General features: G+C 53.8%; 25 protein-coding genes. 5 read left to right on the forward strand and 20 right to left on the reverse strand.

The window, feature by feature from the left end; translation table 11 throughout:
* Window positions 1-15 precede the first annotated feature (15 nt).
* Together EV681_RS17640 and EV681_RS17645 are read right to left on the reverse strand one after the other, a co-directional pair.
* Entirely contained in the window at window positions 16-816 is an 801-nt protein-coding gene (locus tag EV681_RS17640; protein WP_128394832.1) for an enoyl-CoA hydratase/isomerase family protein, read from the reverse strand.
* 27 nt (window positions 817-843) lie between these two features.
* Entirely contained in the window at window positions 844-1,836 is a 993-nt protein-coding gene (locus EV681_RS17645) for a tripartite tricarboxylate transporter substrate binding protein (RefSeq protein ID WP_128394831.1), read from the reverse strand.
* 152 nt (window positions 1,837-1,988) lie between these two features.
* Here EV681_RS17645 and EV681_RS17650 point away from each other — a divergent pair, with 152 nt between their 5' ends.
* Window positions 1,989-2,765 carry an IclR family transcriptional regulator gene (locus EV681_RS17650; protein WP_130304747.1) on the forward strand — a complete coding sequence of 259 codons (777 nt, stop codon included), beginning with the start codon at window positions 1,989-1,991 and terminating at the stop codon, window positions 2,763-2,765.
* 120 nt (window positions 2,766-2,885) lie between these two features.
* Here EV681_RS17650 and EV681_RS17655 read toward each other — a convergent pair whose 3' ends face one another.
* From EV681_RS17655 to EV681_RS17680, 6 genes are all read right to left on the reverse strand, one after another.
* Window positions 2,886-3,290: a DUF1801 domain-containing protein gene (locus EV681_RS17655; RefSeq protein WP_130304748.1), complete on the reverse strand. Its 405-nt coding sequence runs from the start codon at window positions 3,288-3,290 to the stop codon at window positions 2,886-2,888.
* Between the two features lie 192 nt (window positions 3,291-3,482).
* Window positions 3,483-4,052, reverse strand: coding sequence for a GNAT family N-acetyltransferase (locus tag EV681_RS17660; RefSeq protein WP_128394828.1), 570 nt, complete (start codon window positions 4,050-4,052; stop codon window positions 3,483-3,485).
* Between the two features lie 294 nt (window positions 4,053-4,346).
* Window positions 4,347-5,327 (reverse strand): Bug family tripartite tricarboxylate transporter substrate binding protein, encoded by a 981-nt coding sequence (locus tag EV681_RS17665; protein WP_242612309.1) that lies wholly within the window; start codon window positions 5,325-5,327, stop codon window positions 4,347-4,349.
* Window positions 5,328-5,372: 45 nt separating this feature from the next.
* Window positions 5,373-5,885: a carboxymuconolactone decarboxylase family protein gene (locus EV681_RS17670; RefSeq protein WP_130304749.1), complete on the reverse strand. Its 513-nt coding sequence runs from the start codon at window positions 5,883-5,885 to the stop codon at window positions 5,373-5,375.
* 40 nt (window positions 5,886-5,925) lie between these two features.
* On the reverse strand, window positions 5,926-6,732 hold the full coding sequence (locus EV681_RS17675) for an SDR family NAD(P)-dependent oxidoreductase (protein WP_128395104.1): 807 nt from the start codon (window positions 6,730-6,732) through the stop codon (window positions 5,926-5,928).
* A gap of 18 nt (window positions 6,733-6,750) precedes the next feature.
* Window positions 6,751-7,545 carry an SDR family NAD(P)-dependent oxidoreductase gene (locus tag EV681_RS17680; RefSeq protein ID WP_128394826.1) on the reverse strand — a complete coding sequence of 265 codons (795 nt, stop codon included), beginning with the start codon at window positions 7,543-7,545 and terminating at the stop codon, window positions 6,751-6,753.
* 93 nt (window positions 7,546-7,638) lie between these two features.
* On the opposite strand from EV681_RS17680, the gene EV681_RS17685 reads away from it, so the two are divergent.
* Both EV681_RS17685 and EV681_RS17690 read left to right on the forward strand, forming a co-directional pair.
* Window positions 7,639-8,541, forward strand: coding sequence for a LysR family transcriptional regulator (locus EV681_RS17685; protein WP_128394825.1), 903 nt, complete (start codon window positions 7,639-7,641; stop codon window positions 8,539-8,541).
* A gap of 165 nt (window positions 8,542-8,706) precedes the next feature.
* Window positions 8,707-9,906, forward strand: coding sequence for an MFS transporter (locus tag EV681_RS17690; RefSeq protein ID WP_128394824.1), 1,200 nt, complete (start codon window positions 8,707-8,709; stop codon window positions 9,904-9,906).
* Between the two features lie 31 nt (window positions 9,907-9,937).
* On the opposite strand, the gene EV681_RS17695 is transcribed toward EV681_RS17690, so the two are convergent.
* A complete protein-coding gene (locus tag EV681_RS17695; RefSeq protein ID WP_130304750.1) occupies window positions 9,938-10,912 on the reverse strand; it encodes a glutathione S-transferase family protein in 975 nt (324 codons plus the stop codon).
* Window positions 10,913-11,290: 378 nt separating this feature from the next.
* On the opposite strand from EV681_RS17695, the gene EV681_RS17700 reads away from it, so the two are divergent.
* Entirely contained in the window at window positions 11,291-12,790 is a 1,500-nt protein-coding gene (locus EV681_RS17700; RefSeq protein ID WP_130304751.1) for a catalase, read from the forward strand.
* A gap of 350 nt (window positions 12,791-13,140) precedes the next feature.
* On the opposite strand, the gene EV681_RS17705 is transcribed toward EV681_RS17700, so the two are convergent.
* The 11 genes from EV681_RS17705 to EV681_RS17755 all read right to left on the reverse strand — a co-directional run bounded on the left by EV681_RS17705 (window position 13,141) and on the right by EV681_RS17755 (window position 24,500).
* Window positions 13,141-14,160 carry an NAD(P)-dependent oxidoreductase gene (locus tag EV681_RS17705; protein ID WP_165393110.1) on the reverse strand — a complete coding sequence of 340 codons (1,020 nt, stop codon included), beginning with the start codon at window positions 14,158-14,160 and terminating at the stop codon, window positions 13,141-13,143.
* A complete protein-coding gene (locus EV681_RS17710; protein WP_128394820.1) occupies window positions 14,142-15,290 on the reverse strand; it encodes a mandelate racemase/muconate lactonizing enzyme family protein in 1,149 nt (382 codons plus the stop codon). Before EV681_RS17710 ends, EV681_RS17705 begins: the two co-directional genes overlap by 19 nt.
* A 53-nt stretch (window positions 15,291-15,343) precedes the next feature.
* On the reverse strand, window positions 15,344-16,315 hold the full coding sequence (locus tag EV681_RS17715; RefSeq protein ID WP_128394819.1) for a Bug family tripartite tricarboxylate transporter substrate binding protein: 972 nt from the start codon (window positions 16,313-16,315) through the stop codon (window positions 15,344-15,346).
* 178 nt (window positions 16,316-16,493) lie between these two features.
* Window positions 16,494-17,438 (reverse strand): LysR family transcriptional regulator, encoded by a 945-nt coding sequence (locus EV681_RS17720; protein WP_130304753.1) that lies wholly within the window; start codon window positions 17,436-17,438, stop codon window positions 16,494-16,496.
* A complete protein-coding gene (locus EV681_RS17725) occupies window positions 17,435-18,328 on the reverse strand; it encodes a LysR family transcriptional regulator (RefSeq protein ID WP_128394817.1) in 894 nt (297 codons plus the stop codon). The genes EV681_RS17720 and EV681_RS17725 overlap by 4 nt, the downstream gene beginning before the upstream one ends.
* 113 nt (window positions 18,329-18,441) lie before the next feature.
* Window positions 18,442-19,413 (reverse strand): Bug family tripartite tricarboxylate transporter substrate binding protein, encoded by a 972-nt coding sequence (locus EV681_RS17730; protein ID WP_128394816.1) that lies wholly within the window; start codon window positions 19,411-19,413, stop codon window positions 18,442-18,444.
* Window positions 19,414-19,491: 78 nt separating this feature from the next.
* Window positions 19,492-20,478 carry a Bug family tripartite tricarboxylate transporter substrate binding protein gene (locus EV681_RS17735; RefSeq protein ID WP_130304754.1) on the reverse strand — a complete coding sequence of 329 codons (987 nt, stop codon included), beginning with the start codon at window positions 20,476-20,478 and terminating at the stop codon, window positions 19,492-19,494.
* 91 nt (window positions 20,479-20,569) lie between these two features.
* The gene (locus EV681_RS17740) at window positions 20,570-21,601 is read right to left on the reverse strand and encodes an acyl-CoA dehydrogenase family protein (protein WP_130304755.1); all 1,032 of its coding nucleotides are present in this window, start codon (window positions 21,599-21,601) and stop codon (window positions 20,570-20,572) included.
* A 9-nt stretch (window positions 21,602-21,610) separates the two neighbouring features.
* Window positions 21,611-22,762, reverse strand: coding sequence for an acyl-CoA dehydrogenase family protein (locus EV681_RS17745; protein ID WP_130304756.1), 1,152 nt, complete (start codon window positions 22,760-22,762; stop codon window positions 21,611-21,613).
* A 36-nt stretch (window positions 22,763-22,798) separates the two neighbouring features.
* Window positions 22,799-23,263 (reverse strand): MaoC family dehydratase, encoded by a 465-nt coding sequence (locus EV681_RS17750; RefSeq protein ID WP_128394812.1) that lies wholly within the window; start codon window positions 23,261-23,263, stop codon window positions 22,799-22,801.
* Window positions 23,264-23,276: 13 nt separating this feature from the next.
* Window positions 23,277-24,500 (reverse strand): CaiB/BaiF CoA transferase family protein, encoded by a 1,224-nt coding sequence (locus EV681_RS17755; protein WP_128394811.1) that lies wholly within the window; start codon window positions 24,498-24,500, stop codon window positions 23,277-23,279.
* 271 nt (window positions 24,501-24,771) lie between these two features.
* On the opposite strand from EV681_RS17755, the gene EV681_RS17760 reads away from it, so the two are divergent.
* Window positions 24,772-25,389 carry a TetR/AcrR family transcriptional regulator gene (locus tag EV681_RS17760; protein ID WP_128394810.1) on the forward strand — a complete coding sequence of 206 codons (618 nt, stop codon included), beginning with the start codon at window positions 24,772-24,774 and terminating at the stop codon, window positions 25,387-25,389.
* Window positions 25,390-25,437 lie beyond the last annotated feature (48 nt).

The following is a 25,437-nucleotide window of genomic DNA, read 5'->3' on the forward strand; positions in this document are numbered from 1 at the left end:
GTGTTGCTTTCCCCGTTATTTGGTGGTCTTGTTTTCGGCCATTCTGGCCAGAAATGCCATCACGGCTTCCCGGTGCTCGGTGCTGGTGTAGCAGATGCCCTGGGCCTGGCTGCCCTGGGCAAATGCTTGTGCTGCAGTCAGTTCGAATGTCTGGTTCAAAATGGTTTTTCCCAGGGCCAGTGCGGTTCCTGAACCGGCGCTCAGTTCTTGTGCCCATTGTTGTGCGTGGTCCAATAATGCGTCGGGCGCGACCAGACGATCGGCGATTCCCAGGGCCAGTGCTTCCTGTGCGGCGACGGTGCGCCCGCTGAATATGAGTTCCTTGGCTTTGGGCAGGCCGATGCGTCGTGGCAGGAAGTACATGCCGCCGCCATCGGGAATCAGCCCGCGGTTAATGTATGACCAACTGAACGTGGCGGCCTCCGAGGCAACGATGAAATCGCAACTCATGGCCGTATCGGCGCCCAGGCCCGAGGCGGCGCCGTTGACCGCAGCAATGGTCGGTTTGGGCATGGTATGCAGCAGCGACACGGCGTGGTGAACGCGCTGCTGGCGACTCCAGCCATTGATGGCGACTTCGCCGGGCTGCGCCTGCATGCGTCGCTGCATGCCGGCGATATCCCCGCCGGCGCAAAATCCTTTGCCATTGCCGGTCAGGACCAGCGCTCGAATGGATTTGTCGGCTGCGATTTGTTCCAGGGCCTCGATGAATTCTGTCCGCATATCGTCACTCATGGCGTTGCGTTTTTCAGGCCGGTTCAGAAATACCGTTGCAATACCGGATTGCACCTGGACGTTGATCAATGTGTATGTCATATCACTGTTTCCTTTTTTCGATTGCCACTAGTCCAGCGTGATTTTGCTGGATGAAATTACCTTTTTCCAACGCGCTTGTTCGCCCTTGATATAGTCGTCGAGCGCCTGGGGGGTACCCGTTGATATCACCAAGCCCTCGCCTTGAACTTTTTTCCTGAACGTGTCGGTACCGGCTGCTTTATGCGCAGCGGCATTCAGCCTTGCGATGACCTCCGGTGGTGTGCCGGCCGGTGCATACAGGCCATACCAGCTATCCAGCACGTAGTCAGCCACACCGCTTTCAGCGATCGTCGGAACGTCTGGCAGTGCGGGAGAGCGCTCGGTTGTGGTCACACCCAATGCCCGCAATGTGCCCGCTTCCAGGGAGGGGCCCACCGCAGCGGCGGTACCGAACATCGTATCGACATGGCCGCCTAACAAATCATTCAGCGCCGGTCCTGCGCCCCGATAAGGCACATGCGACATATCTATTTTCGCCAGAGACTCAAGCAATTCGCCGGCCAGATGCGCAGAGGTGCCTACGCCCTGAGAGGCATAGGTAAGCGTACCGGGCTTTTGTTTTGCGGTCTCGATCAAATCCTTTACGGATTTGATCGGACTGTTAGGCTTGACCACGAGTACGCTGGGAGAGTGACCGATCATGCTGATTGCGGCAAATGCCTTATCAGTATCGTAAGGCAGCTTGGGATGCAGATATGGATTGACGACGTGGGCAAAGGTTGCCATCAACAGTGTGTAGCCGTCGGGGCGTGCTCTGGCCACTTCGTCCGAGCCGATCGTGGTGCCTGCACCGGGCTTGTTCTCTACAATCACCGGTTGTTTCAGCTCACGCGCCATCCCTTCTGCCAGCAACCGGGAAATCATATCGGTGCCGCCGCCCGGCGCAAAGGGTACGATCAGGCGCACTGGCCGTTCCGGAAAGGCTGCATGCGCTGCCTGGCCCGCCACGGCAGCAGTCAGGCCGGCGATGGCCACAACGGCTGCTTTCAGGCAAGCGCTTGATATGTTTATGATTTTCATGAGGTCTCCTGTCATTGTCTGGTTGTTCAGGCACTGCCTTGCCGCGGCCCAAACTTGTGTTGGCGTATCAATATTACGATTGCAGTTTATGCGTTAAACTGGCCAAACGTAATAATCAAATTTCACTAGATGGAATTGCTAGGGAGTGCCCAGTGGCCAACAACAAAGTGCAGGAACGCCTGGATCGCCCGGCTCAAAATCGCTCGCTGGAGCGCGGGATCGACATTCTTCGGGCGTTTCGCCCAGGAGCGGACTTGATCGGCAATAGTGAACTGGCCGAACGCACCGGCCTGGCGCCGGCAACGGTCAGCCGCTTGACGCAAACACTGGTGCGCACCGGGATGCTTGATTACGACGCCCGCGAACGAGCCTATCGGCTGGCAGCGCCGTTGCTCAGCTTTGGACATGCAATGCGTTCGGGATCGCCAGTGTTGAAAATTGCAGCGCCGCTGATGCAGCACGTTGCCCAAGCGCACAAAATCAATGTAGGTATAGCGGTGATAGACCATGATGAAATGGTTTATCTGGAATCGGTCCGCTTCAATAAGAAAGTCTCGCTGCGCAATGTGGTCGCGGGGCAGCGCGTGCCTATTGAACTGACCTCGCTGGGTCGGGCGTATCTGGCAAGCATGGCGCCGCAGGCACGCGATCAATTGATGCAACGCCTGCATCTGCGTCGTCATGCAGACTGGGCGTCGCTGGAACGGCAAATTCAGCAATCACAGCGGCAGGTGCGAAAATCAGGTTTTTGCGTCGCATCCTGGCAGCCGAACGTGGTTGCACTGGCAACGCCATTGCGTTTCAAATATCAGCCTGTTCATGTATTGAATGTCAGCGTCAACACGCATCTGCCGGTTGCTGATATCGTGAGCAGACTCAGTCCGGTTCTGATGGAACTGGCCGGTGCAGTGCTAGAGGCAGAAAGTTGATGGCTCGGTGGCATCGCCGTCGGAAGAGAGCGGCAGTACTGCGTATGCTCTGACGGGGCCGTAATTTCAGTTGTGATTGATTTTCCGCAGCGCTGTCCGGCCCTGGCTCACATCGATCAGTCAATTTTTCCCGGCTGGCGATTTTTTGGATTGTCTGTCCTGCCGTTTTTGCTGATTGAACACAACCGCTGCCCGAATAAGATTCTTTAGTGCGGGCTTATTGATTTGGTCGCCTTCAAACAGGTCAATGGCGCGCCATTGTTTTCCGTCCAGCCCGGCGTTAAATAGTTTCTCTGGATCGGGCAGGTGGGCACCCTGGGAAAAGGTGAGCTTGACCTTGTTTTTGTGCGCGTTGCCAACCACGATATTACCGTCACGGGACCATACCGGGCTGCCCATCCATTTGAATTCTTCAATGATGTCGCCATCGGCGGCAAGAATCGTCTTGCGAATATTGGACAGCATGTTGCCACGCCAGTCTGCGAGTTTTGCAATCAAAGCATCAATGTGTTCGGCAGCAGTCATGGCAAAAATTCTCCATTGGATTTTCTGGTAAAAGACGGGGCAGGTGGATAAGGCCATATTCCAGTCTGGCATCCTGGCCACGGTGTCGAACAATAATAATGTGTTCTTGTCAGCAGGGCATGCCAGCCAATGCAATCAGGAAAAAGTTCGCCAGTTATAACGTTACCCTTAAAATTAAGTGGTATTCAACGCTCAATAGAGCGGTTCACTTGTTTGCCAATCTTCCCGTGTCATCCGGTAGAGTACATGTTGGCGCAAGGGGTGGCCTTCGACCAGCGCGGGATGTTCGAAATCATCGCAGGCCTGGTGGCGCATGCCCAGTCGCTGCATGACCGAAATGGAAGGGGTGTTGGTTGCCGTGGTGAAAGCAACGATCTGTGGCAAATGCAAGGTGTCAAAGGCGTAGCCCAGGGCTGCGCGTGCGCCTTCGCTTGCGCAACCCATTTTCCAGTATGGTCTGGCGAGCCGCCAGCCTACTTCCACACATGGCATAAACGGGGCGTCGAAAGAAGGCACAGACAGTCCGATGAATCCTGCAAAATCAGCTACGCCGGCAATCTGTACTGCCCACAATCCAAATTGTGTGGTGTCAAGGCGGTGCCGTATTCGGGCCGCCAGGGCGTCGCTCTCGTGCCGCTGCAGCACTGCCGGGAAATAACGCATCACTTGCGGATCGGCATTCAATGCGGCAAAGGCGGGTAAATCACTATCTTGCCATTGCCTTAAAACTAAACGAGGGGTGGATAGAACCGGGGCTGCCATTGCTGACCTTTTACGGAGAGTTCGGGAATATTTTACACGCGATAGGTTGGTGTGCCCAGGTTAACAGTGAACCACGTTTGTCATAGGCGAATGCAATCTCGTCTGGCAGCAAAAAGGGCCTGTGGATTGTCTCGCAAGCCCCTCAATAAAGAATCGATAGCCGTTGCGGTCGGCTGCCCTGGAGCCAGCCCATGGCTAGAGGGGCACCAGTTCATAGCGACGCGGGCAATGTACGAGTCAATGTCCAAAGCCTGATGTATTCGCCACTAATCGCGTTCTGCCACAGGCCAGAATTTACTGCTGTCCCACCTTCAAACCATCTATCGCCTTTGAAAACATGGCTTTCTGCTCCTGTAGATATGCCCTGTATTGCTCGGGATCCAGCAACTGGATCTCCGCACCCAGGGTGGTCAGGTTCTTGTTGATTTCATCTTTATGTGTCTCGATGGCTTTTTTTGCAGCCTCATAGATGGCATAAACCCGTTCTTTCGACGTGCCTTTAGGCGCAACGATGCCATACAGGGCCGGGCTGCTTACCCCATACCCCAGTTCCGCCACCGTGGGTACGTCTGGCAGCAATGCAGAGCGGCGATCGCTGATGACAGCCAGCGCACGCAATCGGCCTGATTTAACATAGCCTAGTGCTGGCGCTATTGCTGCTGTGGCCATGTTGATTTCTTTACCTAGCAGGTCGACCACCGCGGGTGTGCTTCCCTGATAGGGGATATGCATAAGTTCGATGTTGGCATTCTTGGAGAATATTTCAGTCAGCAAATGAGTAATGCCCATTGTGCCGGAACTTCCATATGTGATCGTACCGGGTTTGGTTTTTGCCGCGTTCACGAGATCTTCCAGTGTTTTATAGGGTGAGTCGCCTGGGACTAGTAGCAGGAAGGCGCCTTTGGTGAACGCCGCTACGGGCGCGAACGACTCGGTTTCGTATTTGAACTCCTTATTGGCCAGAGGCACGATGACCAGTGCGCCCGGTGAGCTTCCGACCAGGGTGTAGCCATCCGCTTTTGCATTGGCTACCTGGCTAGCCCCTACGCCGCCCCCTGCGCCGGGTTTATACTGCATGACTACCGGTTGTCCGAGCGCATCCCGCATTCTGTCGGCAATGGGGCGCAACATTTTGTCTGTGTCGCCGGGCGCGAAGGGAATGATCAGTTCAATGGGCTCTTTCGGAAAGGCCTCCTGCGCATTTACGAGAGGCGTCATGCAAAGGCTGAGGAAAAATGCAGTTGCTATTTTCAAGCCGTGACGTTGGACGTTCATATTTGTCTCCTGATTATTTTGATATGCTTTTGGCTAGCGTACTGGTCAATCGTGGTCTATCTGTAATGCCTCCAGAAATCGTGAAACCATGTTGTAGGCACCGATGGTCGCGGTCACTTCGACTAGTTCCTGGTTGTTGAAGTAAGGACGTATCGCTTCAAAAGTCTGATCTGGTACGCGAATGTCACGTGTCATGGCATCGCAATAGGCAATGAGCGCCCGATCTCTGTCATTAAAATCGAGCAGATCATTGTGGCGTAACTGTTGCATCTGAGTTTCAGTAAAGCCGGCTCGCAGTGCGAACGGCATATGTTGTGCAAACTCATAATCTGCTTCGTTAAGCACGGCCACCCGCATAATCAGCAACTCCCTGACATCGGCTGGAAACGTGCTTTTCTGGCGAATCGCTGTCAGAAAAGCCAGCCATCCTTCTGCGACAGGCGCACTGTTGAGCAGCATGGCATACAGGTTAAATACCTTGCCTCGTTCTGCGGTAATGCGCTTTTCCAGCGCCTGCGTTTCTGGTTGGCCCAGTTTTGCATAAGGTATTCTTGCCATCGTCGGTCCTTGTCGAGTTTGAAATAGTCAAATGAATGGTTCAGTCGCAGCGCACGCTCATGCCGCCATCCACAACCAGTTCGGTTCCGGTAATGAAGCGTGCTTCGTCTGATGCGAGAAACAATACGGCGTTTGCCGTATCCCGTCCGTCGCCAGTAACTGATAGCGGAATTCGTGCCTTGCGGCGGTTGAGTAGCGCCCGTATGTCGCCCTTTGCCTGATCCCTTGCTAGAAATGCATCTACGAGCGGGGTATGTAGTTGCCCCGGTACGACCGTATTGACTCGGATACCTTTTGGTGCATACTCGACGGCTGTAACGCGGCCGAACTGGATCACACCGGCTTTAGCACAGGCATAACCAATTTGTGCCGCTCCGGTCCAGCGTATACCGGACGTAGAAGCTATATTGACAATGGCGCCGCCGCCCTGTGATTCCATTAATGGCAATACATGCCGACAGGTCAGAAATACCGTGGAAAGGTTCAGATCCAGCTGCGCGTGCCATTGTTCGGTGGACAGCTGGGCAGGGCCTCCAGGGACAGGACTGCCGACGTTGTTGACAAGAATATCGATATGCCCGAACCGGTTTTTGACGGTATCTAAGAGCTTACCTATTGCATTATCATCGGTGACATCGCATGCAAGCGGCGTAATGGCGTCGGCATGGCCATTTGCCAGCTTGATGGTTTCATCCATTGCATTGATGTCCCGGTCAACTGCGACGACAAGGGCCCCTTCCTGGGCAAGCCGAATTGCAGTTGCCCGACCGTTTCCCCAGCCTGGCCCGACGCTGCCGGCACCAGTGACAATGGCGATCTTTCCATTTAGACGGGCATGGGTGTGAATCACGCGCTTCTCCTTATATCAACGGGTTGCCATGGTTACGCCGCCATCAACCACAATCTGCTGCGCGGTAATGTAGCGGCTTTCATTGCTGGCCAGAAACAGGACCGCGTGTGCGACATCCCACGCGTCGCCCATTCTGCCCATGGGCACCTGTCCGTGTCGATGGGCGACAAAGCCTTCGTAATCTCCTTTTGCATATTTTTTTGCCAGCCGTTCAACCAGGGGGGTGAACATCAGCCCGGGAACCACCGAGTTAAGGCGTATGTTTTGTTCGGCATAGATAATTGCGGTTGTCGAGGTCATTTGCATCAGCGCAGCCTTCGCAGCAGCGTATGCCACTTGTGGTTTGCCTACGTAACGCAAACCAGCTATAGACGATATGTTGATGATGGAACCGCCCCCCTGGCTTTGCATCACCGGTATAACGTGCTTGCAGCACAAAAAGGCCGAAGTCAGGTTGACCTGTAATTGTTCATTCCAGACATCTTCGGCCATTGTCACAGGATCGCCGGGTTCGGATCGCCCGACGTTATTGACCAGGATGTCGATACGGCCATATGCCTGCAGGCAATTGGCCACCAGCTGCGCGACTTCGTCCGCGCTAGTAACATTGCATGACTGGACCGTTGCCGTACCCCCTTCCTCCTGAATAATGGCGTGCGTGTTTTGCGCCGCATCCAGACTCAGATCACAACCGTAAACTGTCGCACCTTGCCGCGCCAGCATGACCGCTGTTGCCTTGCCGTTGCCCCAACCGCTTTGCATCGTACCGCAGCCTGTCACCAAAGCCACCTTGCCATCCAGCCGTAACATATCATCACCTCTTTCTTATACACAGCCACAAGGTTACACTCGCAAAGACAAAAGAATAAGTTCATTTTTTTACCTTATTAATAGAAGAAAGGCATGAATCTGACTCCAAGACACCTCCATGTATTTGTTGTTCTTGCCGATTCGCTGAGCTTTCATACGGCGGCCGATCAGCTTCATATTACTCAGCCCACGCTCAGTAAATTGGTAAAGACAATTGAAGAGATGGCGGGGGTACGACTGTTCGAACGCAGCACCCGGCACGTGAGCCTGACGCGTGACGGACAGGCGCTGCTGGAGATCGCCCGGCAAACCGTTACCGGCTATCGGGACGGCCTGAATAATTTTGAACAGATGGTCAGATTCCGCAACCAGCGGGTGGCCATTGCAGCGTTGCCGACGCTGGCTGCCACGCTGTTACCGAAGTTGATCACGGCCTTGGGCAGGACTCATCCGCAAGCAAAGTTACAGGTATTTGATGTTATCGCCAATGAAGCGATGCAATTGCTTTACGACAGAAAGGTGGATATCGTGCTGGCGGCCAGGGAAAACACTTCGGAAACGCTGCGGTTTACAAAACTGTTTGTTGAGCCTTTTGTCCTGATGCATCGCCCGGATAACCATATCAGTCTGAAAAAGTGGGACGTAGCCGGATTGTCGGCGCTTCCGATCATTTCCATGCCTCAGGGGACCAGCACCCGATCGGGTGTGGACGACTATTTCGCCGCACACAACGCCATATTCTCGCCGACGTTCGCGCTGCGGGATTTGAATACTATTTCCCAGTTTGTTCGCAGCGGATGCGGCATCGCAATACTTCCATGGTCAGCGGCACGACCGTTTCTGAAGGACGATCTGCAGATCTGCTATTTGAAAGGCGCTCCGCATCGCTATATTGGTATTTTTACATTGAAAGGATTATCCCATTCGGAACTGACCCTTCATGTTATGCGCTCCCTGGTCGCCATGAGTGCAGAACTGCCAATGCCGAATGAATAGCTGTTGCATTGCCCAATGCTTTGCCGATAAGGCCTGACGGTCGCCACTGGGTGAGCAAACGACGTCCATGCGGCGGTGCGTTACAATCAGAGCTTCAATCATTAAAATATTCGTCAGAGGCATTCGTTGAATACGCAGTCGATCTCAATAAATAAAGTCAAGCTCATGCTTTATTTTCTCTTGTCAGGGTTTGTTTTGAGTCAGGCTTATCGTACCCTGGGCGGTATTCTTTCCGTGCCATTGAAGACCGAATTCATGCTCGACAGCGACAGGCTGGCAGGAGTGATTGGTTCTTTTCATATTGCATTTGGCTGCCTGCAGGTGGTGATCGGTATTCTGATCGATAACTTTGGTATCCGAAAAACCATTCTCTTTGTTTCTCCATTTTCAGTGGTAGGCGCGGTGCTTTCGGGCATGGCAGTGTCTCCGGCGATGCTGCAGTGGGGGCAGATTTTGATTGGCTTTGGCTGTGCCCCGGCCTTTCTGGCATGTATTGTGTTGATGGCCCGGCATTTTTCGGGCAAGCAGTTTTCAATGATGTACGCCTTTGCCTTGGGGTCGGGCAGTCTGGGGCTGATTTTTACTGCAACACCCACCGCCTGGCTGGTTGGTCACTTCGGCTGGCGTAGCTGCTTTTATATTTTGGCCGTCTTGAGTTTTCTGACCTGGCTACTGATTTACTTTGGCGTTCGTAATGTGGACAGCGGACTGGAGGCCTCATCGCTCAGTCTCAAACAGAAGACCGTTATGGCAGTGCGTTCAATATCTGGATATAAGGCTTTGCTGAAAATCCGGGAAACGCCAGGCATTCTGTCGATGGTGTTCGTCATTTACGCCGCTTTTTTGACGCTGCGTGGCTTATGGCTGGGGCCGCTACTGGTCGAGCGTCATCACGCTAGCCTGGTTTTTGCAGGGAACCTGGCTCTGCTGCTGTCCATTATTTCGGTGTTCAGCCCGATGCTGTTCGGCCGCCTGGATCCGGGCCCCGGCAAACGCTATGCGTATTTATGCGTTCAGCCGTGGGTTCTGGTGATCGCTTTCGTTGTCCTGGCGTATAGCCAGCAGCTGTGGCTCAGTATCGCCACAATCGTGGTTATTGCAGTCGGAGCCAGCAATACCGTCTGGCAACTGGCCGACGCCAAAGAGGTTTACCCGCAGAACATGCAAGGGCGCGCCATTGCGCTATTTAACACGTCGCTGTTTCTTGGCGCATCATTTATGCAGTGGATCTCGGGCAAGGCCCATGATATTTTTAATTTGCAGGGCCAAGATATTTTTACCTCGGCCTTTCTGATGTCCGCCATTGTCCTGTCCATAGGAATTATTGCATACATCATATTGCGGCGGCCGGCACGCCGGCTGTAAGTGGCGGGGCAGGCCGTAGGGCTTGCTGCTACTATAGCTTGCGGCTTGGTGGGCGTTCCAGGTCCAGAATCGGGCCCAGCGGAACGATGCCATTCGGATTGATCGTCTGATGGCTCTGATAATAATGCCGCTTGATATGATCAAAGTCTATCGTGGCAGCGACCCCCGGCCATTGGTATAGCTCACGAGTGTAGCTCCACAGGTTTTCGTAGTCGACCAGGCGTCTGAGATTGCATTTGAAATGGCCGTGATACACCGCATCAAAGCGGATCAGGGTGGTGAACAGGCGCCAGTCGGCTTCGGTCACTGTCTGCCCCGGTAGATAACGGCGCTGGCCAAGTTCGGCCTCCAGCTCATCCAATGCGGCAAACAGGCTGCTAACCTCTTTTTCATAAACAGCCTGATCTGTCGCAAAGCCTGCCTTGTACACGCCGTTATTGATGCTGTTATAAATTCGCGAATTGACCTGATCGATTTGTGGCAACAGCGCAGCAGGAGAGAAGTCAACTGGAGTTGCGCCAATGTCGTCAAATGCGCTATTGAGCATGCGGATAATTTCCGCCGATTCGTTATTCACAATGGTGTTGCGTTCCAGATCCCACAGCACCGGTACCGTGACGCGACCACTATAGTCCGGCTGTGCTTTCAGATAGACCTCATACAGATACTGGGCGTTGCCGACAGGATCGCCCACCACCCCGGCGTCAGGTTCAAATGTCCAACCCTTGTCTCCCATGTATGGATTAACAACCGACACACTGATCTTGTCTTCCAGACCTTTGAGGGCGCGCAGAATCATTGTGCGATTTGCCCAGGGGCAGGCCAGCGACACATATAGATGGTATCGTCCGGCTTCGGCCCGGAACCCGCCATCGCAGCTCGCACCGGGGCTGCCGTCTGCTGTGATCCAATGACGAAACTGCGTGTCGCTGCGGACAAAGCGGCCGCCGCTGCCTGCCGTGTCATACCACTGATCCTGCCATTTTCCGTCAATTAATAGTCCCATCGTATTCCTTGCTATTTGCTCTGCCTGGCGTGGCTCGTTAACGATTCGCCGGCTTTTGATCAATCAATTCATGGCTAGCCACAGGTGATGCAGGTCACTGATGGATACAGCTGAACGCCAGCAACAGAGACGTGTGCTGGGCACCTGATGCCCAACGAATCTATATGGGGCGTCGGTAGCCTTAAGTATAATAGCATTGCCAAGCAGATTGCTGTGTGGATGCGACAAGGATGCATGCGTACCTTTGTCCGATCGGGTGAAACATGAGCCGCATAGAATGGAACCTTTATGGCTAAATATGGCCTATATTAACGGTGCCATGCTGATCGGATACAGCGATCACTTCGGCCATTATTTGTGCAACAGGAGATATTTTCCATGAATGAATCAAACAAAAAGCCCGCTTCCGGATCTACCACAGGCGCTGGCGCGCCCGCGCAAAGCGATCGCAACTCGCTAACTGTCGGACCTAACGGGCCAATTTTGCTTCACGATGTCCATTTTCTTGAGCAAATGGCGCACTTTAACCGTGAAAAAGTGCCGGAACGTCAGCCTCATGCAAAGGGCGCCGGCGCATTTGGCGAGTTCGAAACGACGGAAGATGTTTCTGCATACACGAAAGCCGCAGTCTTTCAAAAAGGCTGTAAGACCGAGATGTTGGCGCGGTTCTCGACTGTGGCCGGAGAAGCTGGCAGTCCTGATACCTGGCGCGACGTGCGCGGCTTCTCCCTGAAGTTCTACACCGATGAGGGTAACTACGATTTGGTGGGCAATAATACTCCGGTCTTTTTTGTGCGCGATCCGATGAAATTTCCGCACTTTATTCGCAGCCAGAAACGGTTGCCCGATTCCGGATTGCGCGACAATCATATGCAGTGGGACTTCTGGACCAGCAACCCTGAAACGGCGCACCAGGTTACCTATCTGATGGGAGAACGTGGCTTGCCGCGTACCTGGCGTCATATGAACGGTTACGGTTCGCATACCTATATGTGGATCAACGCCGCAGGTGAAAAATTCTGGGTCAAATATCATTTCCATACAAACCAGGGAATGGCGTTTTTCAGTAATGCCGAAGCCGCTGCAATGGCGGGTAAAGATGCCGACTTTCACAGGCGAGATCTGTTTGATGCCATTGCCCGCGGCGAGCATCCGAGCTGGGTGATGTCGGTGCAGATCATGCCTTATGCCGATGCCGGCAAGTACCGTTTCAATCCCTTCGATCTGACCAAAACCTGGTCGCACAAGGATTATCCACTGATCAAGGTCGGTACGATGACACTGAACCGCAATCCGGAGAACTTTTTTGCACAGATTGAACAGGCTGCGTTTTCGCCTGGCAATGTGGTTCCGGGTATCGGCCTGTCTCCGGACAAAATGCTGCTGGGACGCGCATTTGCGTATAACGATGCACAGCGCAATCGGATTGGCACCAATTTTCACCAGTTGCCGGTGAACCGGCCCAAAGTTCCCGTCAATACCTATATGTTCGATGGTCAGATGGCCTACGAGCACAGCGGTAACGCGCCCGTTTACGCACCCAACAGTGCCGGACGCGACTGGGCCGACAGTACCGGGAAAATGGACGACGGCTGGGAAACGGATGGCGATATGGTTCGGCAAGCTTATACACTGCATGCCGAAGATGATGATTTCGGCCAGCCCGGCACGCTTGTGCGCGACGTTTTCAATGATGATCAGCGTAATAAGCTGATCGAACAAGTGGCCGGCAGCCTGCTGGGCGGTGTGCGCAGCCCGGTCCTGGAGCGCGCCTTTGACTACTGGAAGCGTATTGATGCGGATGTGGGGCGTCGTATTGAAGAAAAAGTGCGTGCAGGCAATGCCGCCGAGCCGGTCGCTGGCGAAGGCGAAGCCTGACCGGGAATGCACCGGATCGCCCGCAAGCGTTCCAAGACGCATGGCTTGATCAACGATTTAAGCGATGCGTTTATTTGACGCACTTAAGCGATATGTTTAAGCGGGTGAAAGACGACTTATATGGCTAGTGGAGCGCTGAATGTCAACTGTGATGGTTGATATTTCAGCGCTTTTTTTCGCCTGCAGGTTCGATTGTGCGAACCGGCTTCAAAGATGGTGGCCTGAGGTGTTAGATTGATGCCGTTATGGGACAAGAAAGGGGGAGGGTGCGCTTTTGCTTCGATCGGACATCATGGCTTCTGATAGGTTTGTAATCGGCAGATAGCACAATATTTCTGCTGTCGCTGCGCTTAACCCGCAAGAGTTGTTCGCTGCTTGGTGAGCCATCGCTCATATTCCCGCTCGAAAATCCTGACAACACGCTGACCGTGTCCGGCTGATGCTGCGCTGTTATGGGGGGTGATCCATACATTGGGCAGCGTCCAGAATGCAGATGACGTGGGTAACGGTTCTCTCATGAAAGTATCCAAATAGGCACCTGCAATGTGACCCTGCGACAGCGCCTGTATCAGTGAAGATTCATCAATCAGCGCGCCCCGTCCGACATTGGCGATACGTGCATGAGCCGGCATCAGTGCAAGACGGCGTTGATCGATCAATCCATGTGTCTGTTCATTCAAGGGTAAAGCCAATACAAGCCAGTGACACTGGCCCAATGCGTGATCCAGCCCAGTGTAATCAATGACGTTTACAAACGGCGGTATCGGCGTGGCATTTCTGCGTACAATGGTCACCTTGAAGCCGACTGCCAATAGCATGCTGCCAAGCGTCAGGCCGATCGCGCCCGCACCGGCAATGATCACATGCTGCGTCTCGATATCTGCGGGCAACGCTTTCCCTGTCAGCGGTGCCCAGTCTTTTCTCGCCTGTGCCGGCAGCCAATGTCCAAAACCCCGCGACAAAGCCAGTATGGCGGCAAGCGTAGTCTGGGCGATCGGCAGCGCAGTCGAACCACTGGACGTCGTGATCCTGATTCCTCTTCTTATAGTGTCCTGATATTGGGGCAAATCCAGGCCCGAAGAACAAACATGTAGCCATGTAAGTTGACTTGCTTTGTCCACGATGTGAAAAAAAGCATTCGAGGACGGGCCTGGTTCGTGCAGTGAGCTGCCGTCATACAAATCCCGAGAAAAAAAGGCGGCGTTGATTCGGTCTATTTTTCCCTGTACTTCGTTTATCGTATATCGTTGCACAGGCACGCCGATACGCTTTGCAATCTCATCGAACTGCTTTCCATATTCTTGATTGACAGCTTCCGAAAGGAGCAGCCCAACCGGAAGGGCGGGCTGCGCTACTTGATGCTTATCCACTGGCTTTTTTCCCCGGGATAGATCACACCATATTGTTCTATGGCGGCATCGTCAAACTGAAAACCCAGACCGTCGCCTTGGGGCAGCAAAATGTCGCCATTTTCTGCGATCAGCTGCCTGTCAATGACCTTGCGAAAGTTGACGATGTGGTCATCAGGCATCCATTCGACGTAGGTTGTATTGGGGGTGCTGGCCACCAAATGAATGTGTACATCATGCCAGGCATGGGGTTCGATCATAATTCCATGACTGGCGGCAGTTGCCGCGATTCGTTTCCACTCAGTTATGCCACCGCACACGGTTGCGTCTGTCTGAAGCAGCGTCGTGGCTTGCTGAGCAATAAGATCCTTGAAACGCCACCTGCCGGCCTCCACCTCGCCAGTTGCTACGGTTACGGGCGTAGCCTTGGAAAGACGAATGTGATTATCGATGTCGTCGGGGGAGAAGGGCTCTTCAATCCAGTAAGGGTTATAGGGTTCGAAGCAGCGCATATATTCCAGTGCTGTCGGCAGATCTTGCCAGGCATTGTTGGCATCAAGCATAAGTCGGACATCGTCGCCAATCGCTTCGCGTACCGCCGCGAGTCGCTTGCGTTCATTCGCTACGCTTTCGAGGCCCACTTTGATTTTTACCGCCCTGAATCCATCCGCTACGTGATTAGCCATTTCCTGAGCCAGATGCTCGGTTGTTTTCCCCGGCAGATAATAGCCCCCGCTTGCATAGCCAGGCACGCGCTCCAGTGTTTTCGCGCCAAGATACCGGTACAGAGGGAGCTTGGCGGACCTGGCATTCAAGTCCCACAGCGCAGTGTCAAGTGCAGATAAGGCACGCATGACGGCGCCCGTGCGACCAACCAGTAATGCTTCCTGGTACATTTCTGTCCATAGTCCTTCTACGCGGTGAGAGTCCTGGCCGACGAGCCTGGCGGCCAGCAGATCGGTAACGGCCACTGATAGAAGGCGCCCGGCACTGTTGACGGCATAACAATAACCCAGTCCTTCAATGCCGTCCGTCGACCGGATGCGAACCAGGCAATATTCGCGTGCTGTGACCTTGCGTGTGGAAAAAGTTACCGGCTGCGCCAGGGGAACGCGCGCGATACATACGGAAACTGACTCAATGATTGGCATGAGATAAAACACTCCTGATAATTGAAAATAGGGTGAGGCAGAGTTCGCCGGCGTTATTGGAATTGGATATTTGCTTTTTTAATGACGTCCTGCCATTTTGTCTGTTCCTGTTCGAGCAAGGCCTGGAACTGCTGTGTGGTGCTGCCGATAGGATTGAGACCCAGATCCTGAAGGCGCCTGCTTATCTTGTCGCCTTTCACAATGTTGTTGATTTCTTTATTCAGTGTTTGAATAATGTCGTCGGGCGTATCTTTAGGGGCGATAATTCCAAACCAGACATTGGCTTCGTAGCCGGCCAGCCCTGCTTCGGCAAAAGTCGGGACATCGGGCAGCTGCGGTAGGCGTTTTTGGGAGGTGACGGCAATTGCCTTCAATTGCTTTTTCTGGATGAATGGCAGGCTCTGGGTAGGCGTGGCAAAAATGACGGGGATCACACCGCCCAGCAGGTCAGTCTGTGCAGGCGCGCCACCTTTATATGGGACATGATTCATTTTTATTCCGGCCATCTGGTCCATGAGTTCCATGGCGATGTGTTGCGTCGAGCCCAGGCCAGGCGTTCCAAAGTCTATTTTTTGCTCACTGGACTTTGCCAGATCGATAAACTGTTCGAGTGTGTCGGGCTTGAACTTGGGGTTGGCGACCAATACGAACGGGGTGTCGGCGATCACTGTCACGGGCTTGAAGTCTGCCAGCTTGTAATTCAGGTTCTTATACAACATGGTGTTGGTCACATGTGATGAAATGACAAGCATCAAGTTGTAGCCATCCGGTTTAGCCCGCTTCAATTCGTTTGTAGCGATTGTGCTATTGGCGCCCGGTTTGTTTTCCACAACGAATGTTTTACCCATTTTTTCCGACAGCTCTGCTGAGATCAGCCGGGCGATGGTGTCATTGGATCCGCCGGGCGCCATGCCCACAGTTATCCGGACGGGTTGACTGGGATATTCCTCGGCCAATACACTGGCGGCGCCAGCCGACAATGCGACAAAAACGACCGCTCGGATCAGTCTTATAACGTGATTCATGAATAGATCTCCTTTTTGATGTAGCGCGGGTTTTTTAAGATTGTTTTATGCAGTCTACCGCGCTTGAGCTAGCTGATATATGGATTATTTTTGTAAATTAATCGATAAAACAGCATAATCAAAAAGTGTTCTTATTCGACCCGAAGATGTATATCGTTGCCTGCTGCAAACGCAGGCGTTATTTCAGGGTCGGCTGGCGTGATGCAAGCAGTGCCACCTCCTGAGGCAGCCGGTTCCGCAGCAGGCGGATAAATTCCTGTGCGGCTATCGATTCAGTTGCATCCTTCCTACGCAACAGGCAAATATCGCGCTCGTTAATAGGCAGGGTGACCGGAATAGCCAGCAGCTTTTTCAGATTGAATTGACACAGTCCGAGCACTGGGACAATGGTTGGCCCGATACCCGCAGCCACCAGTCCTGCAGCAGTTGACAGGTTGTTGACCTGAAGAACTTTTATCCATTGTTTTGGATAGACCGAGGCATCCAGATGCTGGCGAATACTGCTGGCCTTCTCAAAAACAATAATTGAATAAGGAAGAATATCAGCAACAGACAGGCGCTTGTAGTCTGCCAGCGGATGATTCGTCTGGCACACAAAGTAGAATGTGTCCGATGCCAGTTTTTCCATAACGAGGTCGGTTCCCGGCTCTGCCGACGCGCACAAGGCGAAATCTACCTGGCGGTTGCGTACCAGCGCTACACAGGCAGTATTGGGTACATCTTCTACAATTAGTGCGATACCTGGATATTCATTGATAAAAGTAGCGATGATGTCCGGCAGCAGCGACGAAAATATCGTCGGCAAGGCAGCAATGGCGACCCGACCCTTGCGTCTGGATACATGGTCCTGCATTTCCGATAACGCACGCTCGGTTTCCGGAATAAGATGATTGACGATATTGAGAAATACCTCGCCTTCGGCGGTAAGCTCCACATTGCGCGTATTTCTTGAAAACAGCTTGGCGTTCAGTCCACTTTCCAGGTTTACGATAAGCGCACTGAAAGCAGACTGGGTGATATTGCAATGCTCTGCAGCTCGTGTGAAGTTGCGCATTGTTGCCAGCGCTGCAAAGGCCTTCATTTGGCGCAGGGTAAGGTTCACGGTGGGTTTGCTGTAGCTCATGTCCGAACCGACATATCCGAGGCCAGCGCCCTGAATCTGGAGGTGGCCATTGATTCCGTTTCCTGCCGGTATACCAATCCGTAGCCAATACGCTTGATGGCCGATTCGTCTTCAAGCCGTTTGTAGATGATGCGATAGCGGTTGATATTTTCCATCACTGACGGCACCAGGGCCAGGCCAAAATGGCTTTCGACCAGCGACAGCACCGTCTGCACCTGTACGGCAACCTGCGACACCTTTGGCGAGAAGCCGGCCGACTGGCATGCAGCCATCATCGCATAATGCAGACCGCGGGCATGTTCGGACGAATAGACGATGAATGGGGTGTCGGCCAGATCGCTTAGCCGTACCGGCTGGTCGGCCAGCGCGTGCCCCTCGGGCAACGCCAGAATGAAATGATCGTTTTCCAGAATTTGCATATTGACATCGGCGCTGGCCAATATCGGGGTCCTGATCAGCCCGATATCGAGCTTGCCCGAACTGACAGCTTGCACAATTTGTGTCGAGGTGGCTTCACTGAACGAGAGCGAAATTTTTGGATATGACGTACGAAATGCCGATACCAGCTTCTGGAACAGCTGCTGGGTGGTCGAGCCTACTATGCCTATACGCAACGAGCCGTTGGTGCCCTCGCGTATTTCAAGCGCTGTTTGTTCCACTTGCTCGGCCGCTTGCAGAAGACGGATTGACAGCGGCAGAATATGGGCGCCTTCTTCTGTGAGCGACACGCCTTTGGGATTGCGAAGAAACAGCGTAAGCCCCAGTTCAGCTTCGAGTTTCTGAATAGAGACAGAAAGCGGGGGCTGGGCAATATGCAGTTTTTCGGCTGCCTTGTGAAAGTTCAGCGTTTCGGCTAGCACGACAAAATGTCTGATACGGCGCAGTTCCAATTTGAATATCCTGATAATCGCATACCCGGGGCGTTGCCGGTACGCATTACCGGAACAGTCTGACAGATTTTATCAAGCTTGGCGCGATTTTAGCTGATGCTGCGCCGGCAAGCTCACTGTTTGGGTATACCCGCGCGCGCTGCCGCCTGCGACCAGCGTTCAATTTCGGTGCGTTGAAAACGGGCCAGATCGCCTGAGTTGCCGGGGAAGGCTTCCCAGTTGATTTTGGCCAGGAAAGCTTTGGCATCGTCAGTCCGATAAATGTCCTCCAGCGTTTGGCTAAGCAGATCGCGCACATGATCGGGCAACCCGGCGGGGCCAAACGCCGCTGTCCAGTTGACCATGTAATAGTCAGGATAGCCCAGTTCCTTCAGGGTGGGAATAGACGGGGCTGTTGCCAGTCGATCGGTACCGGTGACAGCAATGATGTTGACTTTCCCTGCGTTAGCCAGCGGCAGTATCGCGCCATAGTCGGCAAATACAAAATCCACCTGGCCCGAGGCCAGGTCCGTGAGCGCCGGCGATGCGCCTTTGTAAGGAATTTGTCTGGCGGTAATCTGTGCCATGGACAGAAATAATTCAGTTGCAATCCGATAGGAAGCGCTGCCGCTACCGTAGTTCATTTTCCCAGGATGTTTTTTGGCATATTCGAGCAATTGGGGAATCGACGAATAAGGTGCGGAGGCATTGACGGCGACGCCCATTGCCCCAAAGCTGAGTTTGGCCAGTGGTGTCAGGCCCTTGACGGGGTCGTAGGGCAGGGACTTGAACATCGCTACATTGGTGGCAACGGGCGAGTTGCTGGCAAATAGCAGGGTGTAACCATCCGGCTTGGCATTGGCAACGGCTTCGGCGGCGATGAAACTGTTGCCGCCGGGTTTGTTTTCTACTAGCACAGGAACGCCGAGTTTTTCCGACATGTTTTTCGCTGCATAACGGGCATTGGTGTCAGTCCCGCTACCCGGAGGAAACGAGACGATCATTTTGATGGGTTTTTCCGGATAGGCTGCCCATCCGGCTGCCGGGGCAATCGCTGCGGCGAGCACAGCGGTGGCCCAAAGCGCTGCTAAGGGGGATTTTTTCATGTTGTCTCCATCATTCTATGTTGAATGTCATGACGTCTATGGTGGCCGGCGATTGTAGAACCGACTGGCAGGGCTGCTTTAATTGGATTGGACGCCGGCTTGCTGCACCACCTGTTTCCAGCGTTTGGTTTCCTGCAGAATAAACTGGCGGTACGCCTGGGGCGTTGAGCCAAGCGTGTCTGTTCCCTGTTTTTGCAGGGTTGCTTTGAAGTCGGGCGAGTCCAGCGTATCCCGGATGGTTTTGTTCAACTTGTCGATAATCGACTGTGGAGTGCCGCGTGGCACGACGACGCCTTGCCAGGCGCCAATTTCAAAGCCCTTCACACCAGCTTCGTCTACAGTCGGTACGCCGGGCAACACCTGCTCGTTGCGCTGCAGGCTTGCAAGGGCCAGTATCTTCACTTTTTTGCCACGGATGGCAGACAGGGAGTCATTCAGCGTATTGACCATGTAATCAACCTGGCCACCCATCAAATCGACCATCGCCGGGGCGCTACCCTTGTATGGCACGTGCAATGCCTTGATATCGAGCCCTTTGTTAAGCAAAAAGCCGCCCAGGTGGGTGATGTTGCCCATTCCGCTGGAGGCATAGCTGGTCTTGTTTGCGATGACATGTGCCTTGAGTTGTTCCAAATTGTCTACCGGCATTTTTGGGTTGACCAGTACGACCATCGGTACATTGGCCGTTGTCGATACGGGATCGAACGCCGTCGTGGGGTCATATGACAAGTTCGGGTACAGTGCGGGGCTCAAGGCAATGGAGGATGTGTTGTACAGAATGGTGTAGCCATCGGGTTTAGCGGTGGACACATGTTGCATGCCAATGGTCGCATTGGCGCCGCCGCGGTTTTCCACCACGAACGGCTGTCCAAGACGTTGCGCCAGTTGCTTTGCCAGATGCCTTGCCACAATGTCGGTCGGCCCGCCCGGTGGAAACGGGACCACCATGGTAACCGGCTGTTGTGGCCATGGGACATCGGCAGCAGCAGCTGTGCTGCAAAAAGTGACCAGGGTGCAGCCTAGAAACAGGGCTGCGGCGGATTTGCGGGTGTTGCAGAAATACATGATTGTCTCCTCATGTGATTGTGGACTGCACCTGCGTGAGCGTGCTTACGGCCAGGCTTTATTTAGCGGGCCGGTTCGCTGGAACCGGTACTTAGCCCGTCCTTTTTTCATCCCGGGTCCAAGTCAGGACTGCCAAAAGCGTGTCATTATTTTTGTGCAGGATCTGCTGCCCGATTTCGGCCGCCCAGTATTGGGCTGAGCCGAAGCAGGATTTGCATTCCCGGATTCTGCGGGTGTAGTGATGCAGGGGGTATTCCTGGCTGATGCCGATCGCTCCATGTATGGCATGTGCAATATCGGCAATGTTGTCTGCGATATGTGCAATTTGAAATTGCGCGATAGCAAGCTGATGGGAGGCGGGGACAGTCAGGGCGTTGTCGTCGGTGGCGGCTGCCAATTGCAATGCCATATCGGCAGCGCACACGTGTTCGGCCATTTCGCTGATCTGATGCTGCACGGCCTGAAATTTGCTTACCGGTCGGCCAAATTGCTGGCGCTGGGCAGCATATGCCAGCGTGAGTTCAAAGGCTTTTTCCATGGCCCCCAGGGTCACTGCCAGCATGGCTAAAACACTGAAATTAAACAGGTCGTGCGTTGCCTGCTCGTCCAGATCAAGCCTGGTCAGGCCTTGAGCCGGCCAGGCCACAGCTGCGAACAGGCCGCCATGATAGGTTTGTAAAACCCGGCGCTCATGACTGTGTGCCATTAAGCATTGCTGGTCTGTGGCGATCAGCATATGGTCAACCCAGTGACCGTGCCAGGCCTTGTGCAGTGTGGCCGAACGGGTCTGCTCGTCAATCTGAAGCGCCGAACTGGCATAGCTGAACGTGCCTTCTGGCAGATTCACACTGTGGGCGTGTGCCCAGGCACGTGTGACCACGGTCTGGGCAAAAGGTATGGGCACGTTGTAATACCCTTCCATCTTCAATAATCCAATCGCCTCAGACAGGCTGATGCCGCTGCCGCCGGCCGCTTGCGGCAGCAACAGGTCAGCAAAGCCGCTGGCGTAAATTTCATTTGATATTGCCTTGCGCTGATCGGTCGTTATTTCAAGCCCAGGCGCTGCGCCTGACGTGACGTGCCGGAACAGCTCGCCAAGGGCATCTTCGAGTAATGTGTCCATGTTATTTCCTTAGCGCAAGCCCAGGCCGCGTGCGATAATGCCGCGCAATATTTCGCGTGTACCGCCACGCAGCGAATAGCTGGGGCAAATCTGGCTGACGAACGACAGGGTATTGATCAGCTCTGTCGAGGGCATGTGAGCGGGATACAGGCCAAGGCATCGGTCGATGAGTTTGGGAATGTCCTGCTCAAGCGAAGTACCGTAATCCTTGACCAGTGTGGCTTCAAGTGCAGGATTCTGTCCATTGGCCAGTTTTGCTGTCACCGCAAGCGACATGGCGCGCAACACCGCCAGCCGCGCGGTGATTTCGCCCACCGTGCTTTGAATAGCCGGGCTGTCCCAACCCTGTTGACGGCACTCGCGGATAAAGCATTCGACCAATGCCATGCTGGAATACAAACGTTCCGGTCCGCTGCGCTCGAAGGCCAGTTCTGCGTTGACCTGCTCCCAGCCCGCGCCTTCCTGGCCGATCAAGGCCTCTGGCGCCAACTGTACATCAGTAAAAAATACTTCCGAGAAATGGGCATCGCCGGCCAGGTCATGAATGGGCCGAATGGTGATGCCTGGCAGGCTCAGGTCGATAATAAATTGCGAGAGGCCTTTGTGCTTGTCCTGGGCGGTGCCGCTGCTGCGTACCAATGCGATCATGTAGTGCGAGTGTTGCGCATTGGTAGTCCAGATTTTGCTGCCATTGAGCGTCCAGCCATCATCTGTTTTTATTGCCCGAGTGCGGATGCTGGCCAGGTCGGACCCCGAGTCCGGTTCGCTCATGCCAATACAAAAAAAGGCTTGCGCCCGACAAATTTTGGGCAGATAGAAATCGCGTTGTGCCTGGCTGCCATAACGCAGAATCAGCGGGCCGCTTTGCCGGTCGGCAATCCAGTGTGCCGATACGGGCGCGCCGGCGCCCAGCAATTCTTCCGATACCACGAAACGGGTGAAATAGCCCTTGTCGGCGCCGCCATATTGCTGCGGCAGGGTAAGGCCCAGCCAGCCTTGCTGCGCAAGCTTTTTACTGAAATCAGCATCAAACCCCATCCATGACCGGGCGCGCTCAAACGCAGTCATGTGCTGCGTATTTTCCTGGATGAATGCGCGAATCGGTTGCCGTAAGGCTTCGTCGTGGTCTGGCAGCCGCGCAAATTTAAAATTAGTCAGCATGGTTGCTCGCTCTGTTTTGCCGATGTCATGTCGCAATTATTGCGGGCGGCCAGCCAGCATCCGCTTTACGTCATAACTGATCACTACAACATCATGCTGATTTCGGATGTCTATGTGAGTGTCGACGACGGCGCGATTCTGCTTGCTGGTCGGTTTGATGCCTGTAACCAGAACATCTGCATGAACCGTATCGCCGGCGATGACCGGCGCCAGCATCTTTTTATGAACCTCAAGCAGGGCAAGACCGGTGCCCTGGACCATCGATTGCATGAGAATGCCTTCAATGATGCCGTAGGTAAGCGCACCGGGTACGGGCCTGCCGGATATGGCGCCGGCATCGAACGTCTTGTCTATGAAGATGGTTTCGAGCATGCCGGTGCAACTGATGAAATTGATGATATCGGTTTCAGTGATGGTTCGCTTGAAGGTAACAAATTTCTGTCCCACTTGCAGATCCTGCCAGTAAAATCCCATGCCCAGTATTTTCGGGTCGTGTTGCATTTTTATACTCCTGTTAAGTGGTTTGGTCCGGCCGGTCTGCGCCCACAATATGCTGCTGACGTAAATGATCGATTTGTTCTGGCAAATAGCCCAGCTGCTCCAGAACTTGCTGTGTGTGCTGGCCAAGCCGTGGCGGCATTTTCAATGGCACTTGTGAGTTCGATAGGTGTACCGGATTATTTGTAAAGCGGTAATGGTGCCCCTGGTCGGTCAGCTCGGAAAAAAAGCCGGTAGACTGCAAATGGGGATCCTGCTCCAGTTCATTGAGCGTATTGACGCGTGCCGCGGGAATTTCCTGTTCATGGCAAAACTGCAACCAATGCGCGGTGGACTGGTTTTTAACGATGCTGCCGGTCAGCTCGTACAACTGGTTGATATTCTGGGTGCGTGCGCTGATGCTGTGAAAGCGGCTGTCTTGCGCCAGTTTGTCATGGCCTGATTCAGTAAAGAACCGCTTCCAGTGCTCATCGGTGTAGGGCATCATGCAAATATGGCCATCTGTTGTCTGGTATGGCCGACGCCACTCTGACAGCACCCGGACATAGCCAGCGTCCAGATCCTTGTCGGCCAGATGACGTCCGTAGAAATGTTCAACCAGCACATACGAGACCATGGATTCGAACATCGGGATTTCGATCAGTTGCCCGCGGCCATCGCGCTCGCGCTGGAAGAGGGCGGCCAGAATCGCGTGGGCAGCCATCAGGGCGCAGGTTTTATCGGCGGCAATGATCGGCATATAGCGCACCGCGCCGGTCTGTTGCCTGATCAAATCCGGTATGCCGGATAAGCCCTGAATAATATCGTCATACGCCGGCATGCCGCTATAAGCGCCATTCGATCCGTAGCCCAGCAGCGCTGCGTAGATCAGTTTCGGATTGCGCCCTGTCAGGGTGGCCGGATCCAGCCCCAGTTTTGTCAGTTTCTGGGGGCGGATACTGTGCATGAAGACATCGGCGTCTTGCAGCAATCGCTGCAGCACCTCGAGCCCTTGTGGGGTTTTGATGTCGATTGCAATACTCTGCTTGTTTCTGTTGGAACCCAGAAAAACGGCTGATAGGCCTTCCTGATAGGCTGGTCCGGTATACCGAGTGGAATCGCCCTGTAGCGGTTCAACTTTGATAACCGTCGCGCCATAGTCGGCCAGGATCAAAGAGGCGTACGGGCCAAAGACCACGGAGGTCAGGTCAACAATGGTAATACCGGCTAATGCGCTGGGAGAGGATGTGATGTCGTTCATATTATGATTTTCCGAATAAGGAAAAGCATAAGCACAAATACGATATTGGTCCAATATTAAAAATAGATTATTTGATACTGTCTGAATATCAATATTGCCGATTATTACGTACTCTTTTCCCGGCGGTCCTGATACATGCCACAAGCCAGATCTGTCCAGGCTTTAATAATGAGCTATCAATACCAGGCTCGATACCAGGCAATGTAAAGTGTCCAAAATACGAAACAGTCACTTGTTGTCGAATCATCCTACATGAGGTAACCTTCCACCCATGACCAAATCCATTGCTTCCCCTGCCTCGGCGCGTGGCCCGGCTGATCACGACGTGAGAGACCAAATCGTTGCTGCCGCCACTGAGCATTTCAGCCGATATGGCTACGAGAAAACCACGGTTTCGGACCTTGCCAAAGCCATTGGCTTTTCGAAGGCCTATATATATAAATTTTTCCAATCCAAGCAAGCCATTGGCGAGGTCATTTGTGCCAACTGCCTGAGCCAGATTGAATCCGAGATCAGGGCGGCGGTTGACGATGCCGAGCGTGCGCCCGAAAAGCTTCGGCGGATGTTCAAAATAGGGGTTCAAGCAAGCCTGCGTCTGTTTTTCCGGGACCGCAAGCTGTATGAGATTGCGTCCTCGGCCGCCGGTGAACGCTGGCACGCAGTACTTGTTTACGAGGAGCGTATCCAGGGCATGCTTACGGATATTTTGCAGGAAGGGCGCAGGACCGGAGATTTTGAACGCAAGACGCCGGTCGATGAAGCGACCATGGCAATCTATCTGGTAATGCGTCCTTATCTGGACCCGTTGTTGTTGCAGCACAACTTCGACTATGCCGATGCGGCGCCGGCGCAGTTGTCCAGCCTGGTGCTGCGCAGTCTTTCACCATGATTTGCATATTAGTGACTATTGACTAAATTGGTCACTTGATGGAAAATG

Source organism: Advenella incenata (assembly GCF_004217095.1).
Taxonomy (GTDB): Bacteria; Pseudomonadota; Gammaproteobacteria; order Burkholderiales; family Burkholderiaceae_B; genus Advenella; species Advenella incenata.

Bases quoted from the DNA above. Each gene is read 5' to 3' on its own strand.
- EV681_RS17745 (WP_130304756.1), bottom strand. From the start codon at position 22,762: ATGCTGACTAATTTTAAATTTGCGCGGCTGCCAGACCACGACGAAGCC.
- EV681_RS17655 (WP_130304748.1), bottom strand. From the start codon at position 3,290: ATGACTGCTGCCGAACACATTGATGCTTTGATTGCAAAACTCGCAGAC.
- EV681_RS17760 (WP_128394810.1), top strand. From the start codon at position 24,772: ATGACCAAATCCATTGCTTCCCCTGCCTCGGCGCGTGGCCCGGCTGAT.
- EV681_RS17750 (WP_128394812.1), bottom strand. From the start codon at position 23,263: ATGCAACACGACCCGAAAATACTGGGCATGGGATTTTACTGGCAGGAT.
- EV681_RS17690 (WP_128394824.1), top strand. From the start codon at position 8,707: ATGCTTTATTTTCTCTTGTCAGGGTTTGTTTTGAGTCAGGCTTATCGT.
- EV681_RS17715 (WP_128394819.1), bottom strand. From the start codon at position 16,315: ATGAATCACGTTATAAGACTGATCCGAGCGGTCGTTTTTGTCGCATTG.
- EV681_RS17680 (WP_128394826.1), bottom strand. From the start codon at position 7,545: ATGTTACGGCTGGATGGCAAGGTGGCTTTGGTGACAGGCTGCGGTACG.
- EV681_RS17695 (WP_130304750.1), bottom strand. From the start codon at position 10,912: ATGGGACTATTAATTGACGGAAAATGGCAGGATCAGTGGTATGACACG.
- EV681_RS17665 (WP_242612309.1), bottom strand. From the start codon at position 5,327: ATGAACGTCCAACGTCACGGCTTGAAAATAGCAACTGCATTTTTCCTC.
- EV681_RS17640 (WP_128394832.1), bottom strand. From the start codon at position 816: ATGACATACACATTGATCAACGTCCAGGTGCAATCCGGTATTGCAACG.
- EV681_RS17645 (WP_128394831.1), bottom strand. From the start codon at position 1,836: ATGAAAATCATAAACATATCAAGCGCTTGCCTGAAAGCAGCCGTTGTG.
- EV681_RS17660 (WP_128394828.1), bottom strand. From the start codon at position 4,052: ATGGCAGCCCCGGTTCTATCCACCCCTCGTTTAGTTTTAAGGCAATGG.
- EV681_RS17730 (WP_128394816.1), bottom strand. From the start codon at position 19,413: ATGAAAAAATCCCCCTTAGCAGCGCTTTGGGCCACCGCTGTGCTCGCC.
- EV681_RS17755 (WP_128394811.1), bottom strand. From the start codon at position 24,500: ATGAACGACATCACATCCTCTCCCAGCGCATTAGCCGGTATTACCATT.
- EV681_RS17720 (WP_130304753.1), bottom strand. From the start codon at position 17,438: ATGAGCTACAGCAAACCCACCGTGAACCTTACCCTGCGCCAAATGAAG.
- EV681_RS17735 (WP_130304754.1), bottom strand. From the start codon at position 20,478: ATGTATTTCTGCAACACCCGCAAATCCGCCGCAGCCCTGTTTCTAGGC.
- EV681_RS17700 (WP_130304751.1), top strand. From the start codon at position 11,291: ATGAATGAATCAAACAAAAAGCCCGCTTCCGGATCTACCACAGGCGCT.
- EV681_RS17740 (WP_130304755.1), bottom strand. From the start codon at position 21,601: ATGGACACATTACTCGAAGATGCCCTTGGCGAGCTGTTCCGGCACGTC.
- EV681_RS17685 (WP_128394825.1), top strand. From the start codon at position 7,639: ATGAATCTGACTCCAAGACACCTCCATGTATTTGTTGTTCTTGCCGAT.
- EV681_RS17670 (WP_130304749.1), bottom strand. From the start codon at position 5,885: ATGGCAAGAATACCTTATGCAAAACTGGGCCAACCAGAAACGCAGGCG.
- EV681_RS17710 (WP_128394820.1), bottom strand. From the start codon at position 15,290: ATGCCAATCATTGAGTCAGTTTCCGTATGTATCGCGCGCGTTCCCCTG.